This window comes from Acinetobacter sp. V2 (assembly GCF_001188385.1).
In the GTDB taxonomy this organism is placed as follows: domain Bacteria; phylum Pseudomonadota; class Gammaproteobacteria; order Pseudomonadales; family Moraxellaceae; genus Acinetobacter; species Acinetobacter oleivorans.
Map to the genome: position 1 here is coordinate 339060 of NZ_JZFB01000004.1, position 13048 is coordinate 352107.

At 36.8% G+C, this 13048-nt stretch carries 14 protein-coding genes; 5 read left to right on the forward strand and 9 right to left on the reverse strand.

Annotation, left to right across the window (positions count from 1 at the left end; all coding sequences use genetic code 11):
* Nucleotides 1-334: 334 nt before the first annotated feature.
* Entirely contained in the window at nucleotides 335-982 is a 648-nt protein-coding gene (locus UC75_RS14520; protein ID WP_049837996.1) for an RBBP9/YdeN family alpha/beta hydrolase, read from the reverse strand.
* 71 nt (nucleotides 983-1053) lie between these two features.
* Between UC75_RS14520 and UC75_RS14525 the strand changes: the two genes are divergently transcribed.
* Nucleotides 1054-1419: a MerR family transcriptional regulator gene (locus UC75_RS14525; RefSeq protein ID WP_049837997.1), complete on the forward strand. Its 366-nt coding sequence runs from the start codon at nucleotides 1054-1056 to the stop codon at nucleotides 1417-1419.
* Between the two features lie 21 nt (nucleotides 1420-1440).
* Here UC75_RS14525 and UC75_RS14530 read toward each other — a convergent pair whose 3' ends face one another.
* Nucleotides 1441-2199, reverse strand: coding sequence for a hypothetical protein (locus UC75_RS14530; RefSeq protein ID WP_049837998.1), 759 nt, complete (start codon nucleotides 2197-2199; stop codon nucleotides 1441-1443).
* A gap of 177 nt (nucleotides 2200-2376) precedes the next feature.
* On the opposite strand from UC75_RS14530, the gene UC75_RS14535 reads away from it, so the two are divergent.
* The 3 genes from UC75_RS14535 (at nucleotide 2377) to UC75_RS14545 (ending at nucleotide 5603) form a co-directional block, all read left to right on the forward strand.
* On the forward strand, nucleotides 2377-3078 hold the full coding sequence (locus tag UC75_RS14535) for a DsbA family oxidoreductase (RefSeq protein WP_004795074.1): 702 nt from the start codon (nucleotides 2377-2379) through the stop codon (nucleotides 3076-3078).
* A 360-nt stretch (nucleotides 3079-3438) separates the two neighbouring features.
* Nucleotides 3439-4581 carry a hypothetical protein gene (locus tag UC75_RS14540; protein WP_049837999.1) on the forward strand — a complete coding sequence of 381 codons (1143 nt, stop codon included), beginning with the start codon at nucleotides 3439-3441 and terminating at the stop codon, nucleotides 4579-4581.
* Nucleotides 4582-4706: 125 nt separating this feature from the next.
* The gene (locus tag UC75_RS14545) at nucleotides 4707-5603 is read left to right on the forward strand and encodes a hypothetical protein (RefSeq protein WP_049838000.1); all 897 of its coding nucleotides are present in this window, start codon (nucleotides 4707-4709) and stop codon (nucleotides 5601-5603) included.
* A gap of 83 nt (nucleotides 5604-5686) precedes the next feature.
* Here UC75_RS14545 and htpG read toward each other — a convergent pair whose 3' ends face one another.
* From htpG to UC75_RS14570, 5 genes are all read right to left on the reverse strand, one after another.
* On the reverse strand, nucleotides 5687-7606 hold the full coding sequence (gene htpG, locus UC75_RS14550) for a molecular chaperone HtpG (protein WP_049838001.1): 1920 nt from the start codon (nucleotides 7604-7606) through the stop codon (nucleotides 5687-5689).
* A 102-nt stretch (nucleotides 7607-7708) separates the two neighbouring features.
* Entirely contained in the window at nucleotides 7709-8062 is a 354-nt protein-coding gene (locus UC75_RS14555; protein ID WP_049838002.1) for a lysozyme inhibitor LprI family protein, read from the reverse strand.
* Nucleotides 8063-8251: 189 nt separating this feature from the next.
* Nucleotides 8252-8842, reverse strand: coding sequence for an OmpW/AlkL family protein (locus UC75_RS14560; RefSeq protein ID WP_128825286.1), 591 nt, complete (start codon nucleotides 8840-8842; stop codon nucleotides 8252-8254).
* Between the two features lie 330 nt (nucleotides 8843-9172).
* Nucleotides 9173-10597 (reverse strand): Na+/H+ antiporter family protein, encoded by a 1425-nt coding sequence (locus UC75_RS14565; RefSeq protein WP_005301747.1) that lies wholly within the window; start codon nucleotides 10595-10597, stop codon nucleotides 9173-9175.
* Nucleotides 10598-10698: 101 nt separating this feature from the next.
* The gene (locus tag UC75_RS14570) at nucleotides 10699-11577 is read right to left on the reverse strand and encodes an alpha/beta fold hydrolase (RefSeq protein ID WP_081399217.1); all 879 of its coding nucleotides are present in this window, start codon (nucleotides 11575-11577) and stop codon (nucleotides 10699-10701) included.
* A 117-nt stretch (nucleotides 11578-11694) separates the two neighbouring features.
* Between UC75_RS14570 and UC75_RS14575 the strand changes: the two genes are divergently transcribed.
* Nucleotides 11695-12180 carry a DUF4442 domain-containing protein gene (locus UC75_RS14575; protein ID WP_049838004.1) on the forward strand — a complete coding sequence of 162 codons (486 nt, stop codon included), beginning with the start codon at nucleotides 11695-11697 and terminating at the stop codon, nucleotides 12178-12180.
* A 44-nt stretch (nucleotides 12181-12224) separates the two neighbouring features.
* Here UC75_RS14575 and UC75_RS14580 read toward each other — a convergent pair whose 3' ends face one another.
* Together UC75_RS14580 and UC75_RS14590 are read right to left on the reverse strand one after the other, a co-directional pair.
* On the reverse strand, nucleotides 12225-12581 hold the full coding sequence (locus UC75_RS14580) for a hypothetical protein (RefSeq protein WP_004795095.1): 357 nt from the start codon (nucleotides 12579-12581) through the stop codon (nucleotides 12225-12227).
* 215 nt (nucleotides 12582-12796) lie between these two features.
* On the reverse strand, nucleotides 12797-13048 hold a 252-nt coding region (locus UC75_RS14590), incomplete at its 5' end, for a hypothetical protein (protein ID WP_049838006.1).

The following is a 13048-nucleotide window of genomic DNA, read 5'->3' on the forward strand; positions in this document are numbered from 1 at the left end:
TTGGTAAAGTAGCCACTTCTTCTGCTTGAACAGTCGGTAAACCCATAAAAGCAAATACAGCAATGAAGGCTGATTGTTTTAGAAAGTTCATAACTTGCTCCAAAAATCAGTCATCCTATTTTAATTAAAAGATGATGATTAAATTAAAAGTATCTATAAATAGGCTACAACAAAGTCGAATTTGATTCAGTAATGCTCAGATAAACGGTAAATATAATTAAATTTTTTAATGTAAAAGTACGGTTCTTCTATTTATTAAAACTGCATCCTATAAAGCACTCTACAACTTGAACAAAAGTGTTCAGATTATAGAGTGCGATTTATCTTATAAATTTTATTTGCTCTCTAACATCTCTTTTAAAGAATTCACAACTTGTGGAAACGTCGTAAAACCTTCTCTACCTAAAAAGTGCCCACCATTAGGAACAGTAATGTACGGCGCATCAATTTCTTTCGCCAATTCAATCGTCAGTTTTGGTGGAACCAAATCATCATTATCAGACAAATACACCAGCTTTTTCTTTATGTCCTTAAAATAGTTCGTATCGACTTTGCTTTTTGTTATATAGGCATCGAGTGGAGAAAAGTCTGAAATTGGACCAGAAAATCCAGATACTAAAATCATTCCACCAATATTCTGGTAATCATGTTTTTGCAAAAAGTGCAGTAACGTAATCACCCCTAAACTGTGCGCAACAAAATAGGTATTCTCATCCACCTTAGGGATCTGTTGATCTAAAACCTTCTGCCAAGCATCCACATCTGGATGCTCAGAATCTGGAAATGGAATTAAGGTAACCGTTGTATATTCGTCTTCTATTTGATGTTTTAAATCTAAAAACCAATGATCATCTATAGAAGCAGAGTAACCATGGAGCACAAATATTTGACGCATGTTCTTCTCCTGAAGTTCAAGTGTTTTGGCATTTGCAACAAATGACATTAATCCGAATAACACCAATAAAATGAGTTTTCTGATCATGGAACAAGTACCATTTTGAAATATACAAACATGCTAAACTATAACACCACTGTTAAGGTCAACCCCATTTTATGAACCTTGCCAAAGTTGCCGAACTCACAAAAGTCAGCCCGCGTATGCTGCGTTATTACGAAAGTTTAGGACTTATACAGCCTCATCGAGCAAGTAATAACTATCGAAGCTATACACAAAAAGATATTGAAAATATTAAGAAAATTAAAATATTAAATGATGCAGGCATGCATTTAAAAGATATTCAAGCCTTGCTGCCTTGTTTTGATTTAGATGAACGCGTATTTACGCTGTGCTCAGTGGTTCAAGAAAAACTGCAAACTGAACTCATGCATGTGTCTGAACAATTAAACAAACTACAAACTTCTCAAAGTTTATTACAATCTTTTTTAACCAAAGGAAAAGCCGAGAGCACCAATCCATAATTTTTGATGCTCATGCCACACTTATTCTTTTAAATCTCCTTCGAGTGCAGCTACATTCTTTTTCTTAATTTTTTCAATTTTTGCATTCAGTTTTAGAACATCTTGATAAAGCCCATTAAACTTTTTGACTTGAGCATTTTCATGAAAAAGAATCATCTGATCTTTCTTCTGCCATTCATAATTTTTTAGAAGCTTAAACATTTCTTCTGCTTTATCTAAAATTTGTAGCTCAATCATAAAAATTGCATGATCTTGATCAGCTTTTTGCTGAGTTCCTAATTTCATTTCAAGAAGTTGTCTCATCTCTGCATCAACAGATAATTCTTGAACCTTTGCTAAGAAAGTTTTATGAATTTTTTCATATTCAGTTTGATACTGATCTGAAGCTATACGGACATCAGCTAACATCTTCTCGGTTTCTACAAACTTTTGCTTTTTATCAAGATCTAGACGATCAACATTTAAAAAAGTATCCCATTTGGCTCCTTTGAGTTCTCTTAAATATGCATTTCGTGCATTAATATTTTGAATCCAATAACTTAAAAGAAATTCTGAAATTTGCTTATAGTGTCCTGCCAACCGTTTATCGTGAATATTAAGCTCGACGGGTTTAGACCAGTCTTGTGCTTGTTCATAAAGTTGATTCATTTTTTCAGTCATGACCACATCAAACATTTGACTACTGTCTTTGGCTTGTTGCTGTTTGATATGTTGATAGGTGAAAAAAATAATGCTTGTGATAACAATCAGACTTGCTATCGCAATCAAAACTCGGCGCATACACACCTCCTATTTCCCTTCTTATAATTTTGCTCTTTATAGTTATAAAATAGAGCTTATTCTTCTTTATATGCCATTTATTTCACAATACGCAACACTGTATTCGCTACTCAAAGCTTTAAATCCTTGTGCATCATCCCTATTATGATGGGTAATTAAAATTTATGAGATTCTCCCATGCGTGTTGATGTCTGGTCTGATGTAGTTTGTCCTTTCTGTTATATCGGCAAAAAACGCCTTGAACATGTAGCTGCGGAAGCAGGTATTGAACTTGAAATTCACTGGCATAGTTTCGAATTAGATCCTGATGCGCCAGCAAAACATGACACATCAAATACAGAACGTTTAGCTAAAAAATATGGCCGTACCTATGAAGAGATGGAAGAAATGGAGCGCAATATTGCGGCCATGGCTGCCTCTGAAGGTATTGATTTCCAATGGCAAAAAGCGAATTCTGGCAATAGTTTCAATGCACACCGTATTATTCACCTTGCGCAAAGCAAAGGTTTAGGCAACCAAGCAAAAGAAGCTTTTTTCCATGCTTATATGACCGAAGGTCTGGCAATTGGTGAACGTGAAGTTGTAGAAGAAATTGCTTCTCGTATTGGCCTTGATAATGCGGAAGTTGAATTTGTATTAGATACCAATGAGCTATCTGACTTTGTTCGTCATGACGAAAAGATTGCTAAAGAGCAGTTAAATGTTACGGGTGTGCCATTTTTTGTATTTGATCAACGAATTGCACTCGCGGGTGCTCAACCACGTGACGTCTTTTTAAAAGTCTTAGAGCAAGCACAACTGAAAGCAAATGCTGAAGCTGTTGAGCAAGATGATGCAGCTGTTTGTAATGATGAATCATGTGATATTCCACAGAAATAAATCAACACAATTGAAAATGTGATGAAATCGTATGTTTTATCACCATTTTAGCAATAGAGCGTTCTAAAAAAAGAACTATCTAATTGTTTAAAATCAGTTTATGATTGCTTCTTAGAATATTCGCGCTGTAATGTTCTGTTTTTTATGTGTTTAATGATCGGAATTTGAAGTTTCCTTGATCTATCATCCCCCATAATTGGGGGATTTTTTTTGGTTAAAAATAATCGCTACTAGCTTAAACTTTTTAAGTTATTTCAAATATGTAAAAAAAGTTAAATTTACTTAACTTTTGTGTCGTCCTCTTGATTTTATTAGAAAAATCAACAAAAGTGGAAACAACAACAAAACATAAAGATAGATATGAAAACATTTCATGTAATGCCTTATCGGCAGCTTTTTGCACTTTTAACTCTTGGATTCGGTTCGGTATGCATTGCTCATGCAGAAACAACCTCTTCCTCTCAAAACCAACAAGTAGAAGGTTTGTCATCTGGAGTTCAAACCGAAGCTACAACAGATGAAAATCTGTTAGATCAGATCCCCCGTTGGGTAGATGCGACCCCAACCATTTTTCCAGAGCAGTCTAGTCAACCTATTGTTCCTCCTACCGAACAAACAGAAGATCAGACGTGGGTTGACCGTAAGCAAAAGAAAATTCGTAATTGGGCCGATCGTACTTCTGAAAAAATTGATAACTGGTTTGGAGAAGTCGATCCACAGAAACCAGCTACTGCAACCATTCGCGTAATGGTCGATAACTATTGGAATGAATACGATAATTTTGAAATTAAGCCCAGAATACGAGGCAGGATTAAATTACCAACGCTAGAAAAACGTCTAAGTGTGGTATTTGGTGATGACTCTCTCGATAACGAATTTAATAACAGTCCGGCCAATATTAACCAAAACCCAAATCAAGACTCTAATAAGAAGCTAAATGGTAAACAAACAAGAGATGACAATAGTTCTATTGCTTTGCGTTGGTCAGATTTCTCGAAAAAATTGCCTTTTGAAACAGATGCTGACTTAGGTATCCGTTCTGGAGATGATATTTATGTTCGTTTAAAAGCATCAAGAAATTGGCAACTCCGTAATGATTTTAAATTTTATGCTGAGCAAATTTATCGTTACGGCATAGACAGTGAAAACTACTTACGTACCAATCTTGAACTTACCCATGCCAGACCAAATCAACCAATTTTATCAAATCAGTTCAGCTTAACTTATGCCGATGATCAAGATGATGATCTAAGTTGGGAAAATAGGGTCTTCCGTGAACATAGTTTCTTTGCAAATAACCGTTTTAACTATGGTATTTATACAGGTGGTTATTACAACGACAATGACTTGCGTTTAAATAGTTGGGGTCCATTTGTTTCATGGCGCCAACCTGTTTTACGTGAATGGTTCTTTGTTCAAGGAGACGTAAATTACTTTAATGATCACCGTGAAGATCGCAACCATTTTGTCAGCACCTTCTTGCGCTTAGAAGCTCTTTTTTAAGCTGCCAAACATCACCTTGGAACTCATCCAAGGTGATGAATAATAAAATACTTTTAAATAAAATTTTAAGCTTAGTCTTTTAAAGTACTGTTCTAATTTTTATTTTTGATTCCTTCTCCTTAAAAATGAATCAATTCTCCTCTTTTTCATTTCAATACAAATCAGCTGCCTTAGTTTGTATTTATAGTTTAGGCGTATTGGCTTTAATTCCGCATACTCAATTTTTTTATAATACGTTCAAGCACCAACGGTCACGGCGTTATCCTTATTCTTCTACGAGTTTTACTAAAGTAAAAAGACAATCACTTTCACTCTCTCCTTGTGAAATAGAGACAAATGATGCTTTACCCGATGTCGCCTTAATTCAAGAACTAATGGCTGTATTTGGAAATGATACGTTATGGAAACGTGCGACTCAGCCTGAACCAACTTATAAAGCCTTTGGTAAGAAAAAGAAGAAGAACTCTTCAGCTCAGGTTTCGACAACTAATCCACTGAGTGCAAGCTGGGCAACCATTTCAACTTGGATGCCTTTTGAAAATAATCTTGATTTAGGTTCAAACTCAGAAAGCGATGTTTATGTACAATTTTTGGCAAAGAAAAAATGGAATTTAAGGCATAACATTAGTTTGGATACAGAACAGGTATTTCGCTACGGCTCTACTAGCCGGAACTACACCGAAACAACGCTAAACTTAACGCAGAAAATGCAAGATAACACTCTTTTCGCTAATAAATTTAATGTGAATAAGAGTGAAAATGAAGATTATAGTTGGGGAAATTGGACTTTCCAGCAGTATCAATTTTTAAAGGATAATCATCTTACTTACGGTGTCTATAGTGGTGGCGTATATACCAAAAATGACATTCGGCTAAATAGTTGGGGGCCTTATATTTCATGGCGCCAGCCTGTATGGCGAAATTGGCTTTTTATGCAAAATGACCTTAACTTTTTTAACCATATTGATGATGATTCGAAACATCAGCTCAGTGTTCAAATGAATCTCGAAGCTAATTTTTAATCAAAAATTATCAAATTGTGGATAACTCTTTCTTTATCCACAAAAAAAGCCCCTGACAGTTCAGAGGCTTTTTTTAAACTGAATTATTTCAGCAATAAGCTATTAATACGTTTTACATAAGCTGCTGGGTCTTCCGGTAAACCACCTTCAGCAATAACAGCCTGATCAAAAATGACGTTCGCCAAGTCATCAAACTGTTCTGAACTTTCGAGTTTCTTCACCAATGGGTGTTCAGGGTTAATTTCTAAAATTGGTTTGATTTCTGGCACTGCCTGCCCTGCTTGTTTAAGCATACGAATAAGTTGAGGTGATAATTCACCTTCACTTGTCACTAAACATGCAGGAGAATCAACTAAACGCGTTGTTACACGCACTTCTTGCGTTTTAGCTTTCAATGAGTCACTTAGTTTCTCAACAACAGGCTTAAACTGTTCAGCTGCTTGCTCAAGTGCCTTTTTCTCTTCAGCATCTTGCAAGTCACCTAAATCAACCGCCCCTTTAGACACATTCTTTAATGGTGTACCGTCAAACTCTTGAACAAAATTCATTGCCCATTCGTCAACACGTTCAGCCATTAATAATACTTCAATACCTTTTTTCTTGAACAACTCAAGCTGTGGTGAGTTTTTCGCTGCCGCTAAGCTGTCAGCAGTCACATAGTAGATGGCTTTTTGGCCCTCTTTCATACGTGCCTTATAGTCAGCAAAAGAAGTTGTTACTTCATCATTTGTTGATGTCGCATAACGTAATAATTTTAAAATACGTTCGCGGTTACCAAAGTCTTCGCCCAAGCCTTCTTTAAGTACTGAGCCAAACTCACTGTAGAACGTCTTGAATTTTTCTTGGTCTTTTTCATCTTCCGATTTAGCCAAGCCATCAAGTACTGTTAATACGCGGCGTGCATTACCTTCACGAATCGTTTTGACATCACGGCTTTCTTGCAACAACTCACGGCTGACATTCAGTGGTAAATCAGCACTGTCCACCACACCTTGAACAAAACGTAGATAATTTGGAATTAAATTATCCGCATCATCCATAATAAAGACACGTTTCACATAGAGCTTAATACCCGCTTTGGCTTCACGAGTAAAAATGTCATGCGGTGCTTTACTTGGAATATAAAGTAACTGTGTATATTCAGTACTACCTTCAACACGGTTATGTGCCCAAGCCAGTGGTGCTTCAAAGTCATGCGTTAAGTTTTTATAGAACTCAACGTACTGCTCTTCAGTCACTTCGCTCTTGTTACGTGTCCATAAAGCGCTGGCTGAGTTAATTGCTTCCCACTCGCCAGTTTTAACCATTTGGCCGCCTTTAGGCTCTTCACCTTCAGCAACCTCTTCTTCTTGCCAAACTTCTTTTTGCATTTCAATTGGCAAGCTAATGTGATCAGAGTATTTATTAACGATCTGCTTAACTTTATAAGATTCTAAATAATCAAGCGCATCATCACGCAAGTGAAGAATAATGTCGGTACCACGTGAAGCTTTATCAATTTGCTGAACTTCAAACTCGCCTGTACCACCACTAATCCAACGCACCCCTTCAGATGCATCTAGACCTGCACGGCGTGATTCCACGGTAATTTTATCGGCAACAATAAAACCTGAGTAAAAGCCAACACCAAATTGACCAATCAACTGAGCATCTGCTTTTTGATCACCAGTCAATTTTGACATGAAATCTTTAGTACCCGATTTTGCAATCGTACCTAAGTTATCAATCGCTTCTTGCTGATTTAAGCCAATACCATTATCAGAAATCGTTAAAGTTTTATCTTCTTTATTTAAAATGACTCGTACATGTAAATCGGGATCATTTTCATAATATTCAGGATGATTAATTCCTTCAAAACGCAACTTATCGCATGCATCTGATGCATTAGAGATCAGCTCGCGTAAGAAAATCTCAGGGTTAGAATAGAGAGAATGCGTCACTAAATGTAAAAGCTGTGCAACTTCCGCTTGGAAACTATAATTTTGTGATGCTTGTTCACTCATAAATCACTCCTTAAATTTTGAAGTCTGTTTGTTCTCGAATGCTTTATGAATGGAGTACTTCTAGAATTTTTCAATCCTGAATATTAAAAATTTTTACTCTAATTAAAATGGACCGTGGCTTAACACTCTATCTTGCAATATTGCATCTAGCTGCTGTTGTCGTTGTTGATAAGCTTTGCTAATACAACTTACACCAGCCGCACAAGCATTTCTTTTTTTCAGCCATTGCTGCTGAGCATCTTTTTGACTGTCCCGCCCACCCATTGGTAAAGCATGCAGAACAATTTGATAGGTCGTCGCCATTTTTACATCGGCATCATTTAAAGATCGGTTTTTACAAATACTTTTTTCCGTTTTCGTTTTTGCAGCGTCACATGAGAAACTTGCGGCTTGCAAACTCTGTGTAAAGGCAATACCACTAAAAACAGCCAAACACATCGCTAATTTTTTGTTCATGATTTTATTCCCATGTTTTGTAATGAATAGAAATTAGTTTAGAAAAAAATTGGCATAAGATATGTATAAAACTGTCTGCTTTATGCTTTTTTTAGTGCAAATAAAATCCATAAAAAAACCTCACATAAAATATATGTGAGGTGCCTGAGTCTAGGTTTATTATTATATTTTTTCTATTTATTATTATGCTTAAAATTTATAGCTATAACCTAAAGTGTAAACAAACGGATTAATATCTAAATCAAATTTATAGTTAGCAACTGATGGATCAATTGTTACTTCAGGACTAATATCCATATAACGGACATCTACAAATACCCCCCAGTTTTTAGCATCAGCAGGTTGGAAATTAAAACCAACTTGTCCTGCCACACCAAAGTCTTCTTTAACTTTTACCGCTACTCCTTGTTCATCCCAAGGAATAAATGCTGTAGCACCAACACCAATATACGGTGTGAAACGAGTCGAATTTTTAAAATGATATTTGGCAGTAATCGTTGGTGGTAACTGTTTAATACGCGCTACATTTTTACCATCTAACAATACGTCATGATTAATAGGCGCTGCTAATAATAACTCTGCCGAAAATGGAGACTGACCAAAAAAGTATTCTACCGAAGGCGTAAATGCATATTCATGATCTGCTTTTACTACGCCTAAAGGAGTTGTTGTGTCTTCTGATGGAGCAATAACACTTCCACCAAATTTAACTTGCCAGTTACCAGCAAAAGTAAAAGAAGACATCCCCATTAATGCAACAACCAAAACTTTTTTGAACACTTTAATATCTCCAAACTTATTTATATTTATAATAAACATGTATTTTAAAATCATGCAATACACATTATAAAATTAATTTATCATTTATTTTTAAATAACTGTTTTAAATAAAATTATATATTAACCAACTATTTTAATTGGTTTTTATTCCAACCTTATTAATCAAGATTATTTTATAATACCAACTATTTTAATATACTTTTCAATTCTGAGTATTTTAATATAATTTATTTTAAATACATCTTTTTATTTAGCCAATAAAAAACCTTCTTAATTTAAATCTAAAGATCATCATTAAGAAGGTTAATAATTTAATATTTTATAAAAAATCTATAAAACCATTGCAGCAATCCAGCCAAAAATTAATAGCGGAATATTAAAATGAATAAATGTAGGTACAACCGTATCCCATATATGGTCATGTTGCCCATCTACACCTAAACCAGCGGTTGGTCCTAAAGTTGAATCAGAAGCCGGCGAACCTGCATCACCTAATGCTGCTGCTGTCCCAATAAGGGCAATCGTCGCTAATGGTGAAAATCCAAACTGAACGCATAACGGTACATAAATAACGGCTAATACAGGTACACTTGAGAAAGATGAACCAATACCAATCGTGACAAATAGACCAATACAAAGCATTAAGAAAGCTGCAAGTGCTCGATTATCCCCAATGATTTCAACCACACCTTTGACCAGTTGATTGATATCCCCAGTATGCGTCATTACCGATGCAAAGCCCGCAGCAGAAATCATAATGAAACCTACCAAGGCCATCATTCGCATGCCTTGTACAAAGACATCATCTGCATCTTGCCACTTAAAAATTCCGGCAGTAGATAGAACAGCAAAACCGACTAAACCACCTAAAATCATTGAACCCGAATAAAGCTGTGCAGCGAGTGTCAGGCCAATTGCAAGCAATGCCATATAGATCGTTTTCTTTGCAATTACGGGCGCTTGCTCTGCCTCATGCTTTAACTCTTCTGCATCTGCTTTTAAGTCAGCTGTTTCATCTTGCGCTGTTGCACGAAGAGGTTTATCTAAATCAATCGTTGTAGTTGGTGTAATAGCACGATCAGCATAAATTCTTGGTTTACGGTAGCTAATAAATACAGCAACCAAAGTACCTAAAACCATTCCCAGAACTGGAATAGCCATGCCAATTGACATCATGCCACGCTCTACATGTAAGCCATACGCTGCGCCAACTTTGTTGATATTCCCCATCAAAATTTGTTCAAGGAAAATTGCACCAAATCCAACCGGAAGAAAAATATAAGTTCCGACTAAACCTAGCGTAAGCACACAGGCTGCTGCTCGACGATCTAACTTTAAATGATTCATTACCCGTAATAATGGCGGAACGAGTACAGGAATAAAGGCAATATGAACCGGAATAAGGTTCTGAGAGAAAATAGCAGCGATAAGTAAAATACCTAACAGTAGATATTTCACTTTCGTCTCGCGGCTTTTTCCAGCTTCCATTCCCAACAAACCAATCAGTTTATGGGCAAGTAAATCAGGTAAACCAGATTTTGAAAGTGCCAGAGCGAATGCCCCTAACACAGCATAGGCAAGTGCAACTTCAGCACCATCGCCAAGACCAGCGTTAAAGGCATCAACGGTTTGAGAAAGGCTTAAACCTGCTACGAGGCCACCTACAATGGCAGAAACCACTAAAGTCAGTACGACAGAAACGCGCGCCAGTGATAATAAAAACATCACTGCAATCGCAATAACGACAGCATTCATGAATAAATTCAGAGCAAAACAAAAGGCGACATTCTATCAGATTCAGACCTATGAAGCCGAAAATATCGCCGAATTAACAGTTTTATGCAGTCACTCAATGATTAAGCTTGGGCCTTAATAAACTGACGAATATGATCCGCAATTTTTGCCGGCTCACTTAGAATTGCCCAGTGATTTGCTTCAAGCTCTACATATTCAAAATTTTCTACCCACTTTGGCATAGCCTCAGTAATATATTCAGGGCTCACAAAAGTATCATATTTTAAAATAACGGCTTTGACTGGACATTGAGCATAACGCTGCCGAGGGCCAGTTAAACGAGGAATAAAATTTGCTCGATATAAATTAATGCCATATTTACCATCTGCATTAATATTATTATTTAAAGGTAAATTACTTTTTCTCTCCAGCTGAGTCAGGACTTTCCCCCATTTTTCAGGGCTAAAAAGAGACCATACTGTTGGTGCTAACAAAGGAAGATGGAATGCACCGATATACCAAGATTTGGTTAATATTTTTAGGATCTGAGCTGGTGAAGATTTAAATTTATCACGCAAAAATAAAGCTGCGTGGTCAAGACATGGCCCAGAAATAGTTGTGTATGATAATAACCGTCCTTTAAATTTAGGCTCAGTTACCGACTCCCAAGATTGAATTGAACCCCAATCGTGTGCAGCCATATGGAATTGACGATTTGGTAATAATTCATCAACCACTTCTTGTAAATCTAGAGATAACCGCTCTAAACGGTAATCGCGTATACGTTTTGGTATAGACGACAAACCCGCCCCACGTACATCATAAGTGACAATGTAAAAGTCATTGATTAAATGTTCAATGATTGATTCCCATACTTCTTGGTTGTCAGGATAACCATGTACTAAAACCAACGGTGTATTTTTTTCGTCGCCCCATGTTTTGGCACAAAGGGTTTGTTGGTCACTTGTTGTTACTGTATGAACTTTTGGCTGCATAATCATTTCCTATCTTGTTTTTCAATCGATCATGTCGTTAGTCGGATAGAGCATTGCCATCAATATAAAAAAGATGATACTTATCTAGTATGAATACTGTTTCAATAAAAAAAATTGACTATTATGGCTATTTTAAGAAGACTTCAGAACAATCCTACGATTTCAAAATTTCTATTTAATCACTACCCACCTTATCGTGGTGCAGGGATTTATATTGAAATCATGAATTTAGAACTTTGCCATGTACGTGTAAAAATGCCGCTGACTTGGAAAAACCAAAACTTGGTCGGAACACACTTTGGGGGCAGTCTTTATTCAATGGTTGATCCATTTTACATGATGATTCTGCTGCATCATCTCGGATCAAAATATATTATCTGGGATAAAGCTGCTGAAATTAATTTTCTTTCTCCGGGTCGAAGTACGGTACATGCAGACATTCGAGTAGATCTAGCTGAGATTGAGCAAATACGTAAGCTTGCCGAAAATTACGAACCTGTTTTAAGAACTTATCATCTAAATATTTTTGATGAATCGGGGGTAAGAATTGCCGAAGTTAAAAAAACGCTTTATATCCGGCGTAAAAAAGCAAAACCTTTCCCGCAATGAAAATAAGCGCTAAAAAGCGCTTATTTTATTCAATCAATAGGGTCTTATCTTTTTTCTTCAATCGCTGCACCAGCACCACCACCGATCGCACCGCCAATTGCAGCACCAGAGTCACCACCCAATATTGCTTTACCTACGACAGAACCAATACCAGCTCCGATCGCACTCTTAGTCGTAGTTTGTTTACTACCGCCTTGGCTATTTGAACCAACACCAGCACCTACTGCTGCACCTAAGCCTGCACCAACACCACCGCCTACATGATTACCTAAGCCACCACCTAGTGCTCCACCTGCTGCTGCTGCACCAATACGCTGGTCAGACGGACTCATATTTTGACAACCCGTAATCATAAGCGTAGACAACATTAAAGCAGAAACTAATCCTATTGTTTTTTTCATGGCCATACTCCTACTACCTGTTCTAATAAAAAGAATAATCCTCTTTTATGAGGAATTTGATCAGATTGTGTTATTCATCTGTCCTAATCGATTGATATTTTGTAAAGCTCATCTATTTATAATCATCAAACAAAATTTTAATTATAAAAAAGACATAAAAAAGAAGTCTCTAACAGGTTAAAGACTTCTAGGTTTAAACATTATTAGGAATACTTTTAATACTTCCCTTTCTTCTCTTCATAAGCTGCGCCCGCACTGCCGCCCAGTGCACCACCTGTAGCAGCACCAGCATCGCCACCAATGATTGCGCCACCTAACACCGCACCAACACCGGCACCAATTGCACTATTACGCACGGTTTTACTACTAGATCCTTTTGCATTAGCTGCTACGCCGGCACCGAGAGCCGCTCCTAAACCTGCGCCAATATTACCACCCACATGTTTACCTACAGCACCACCTGCACC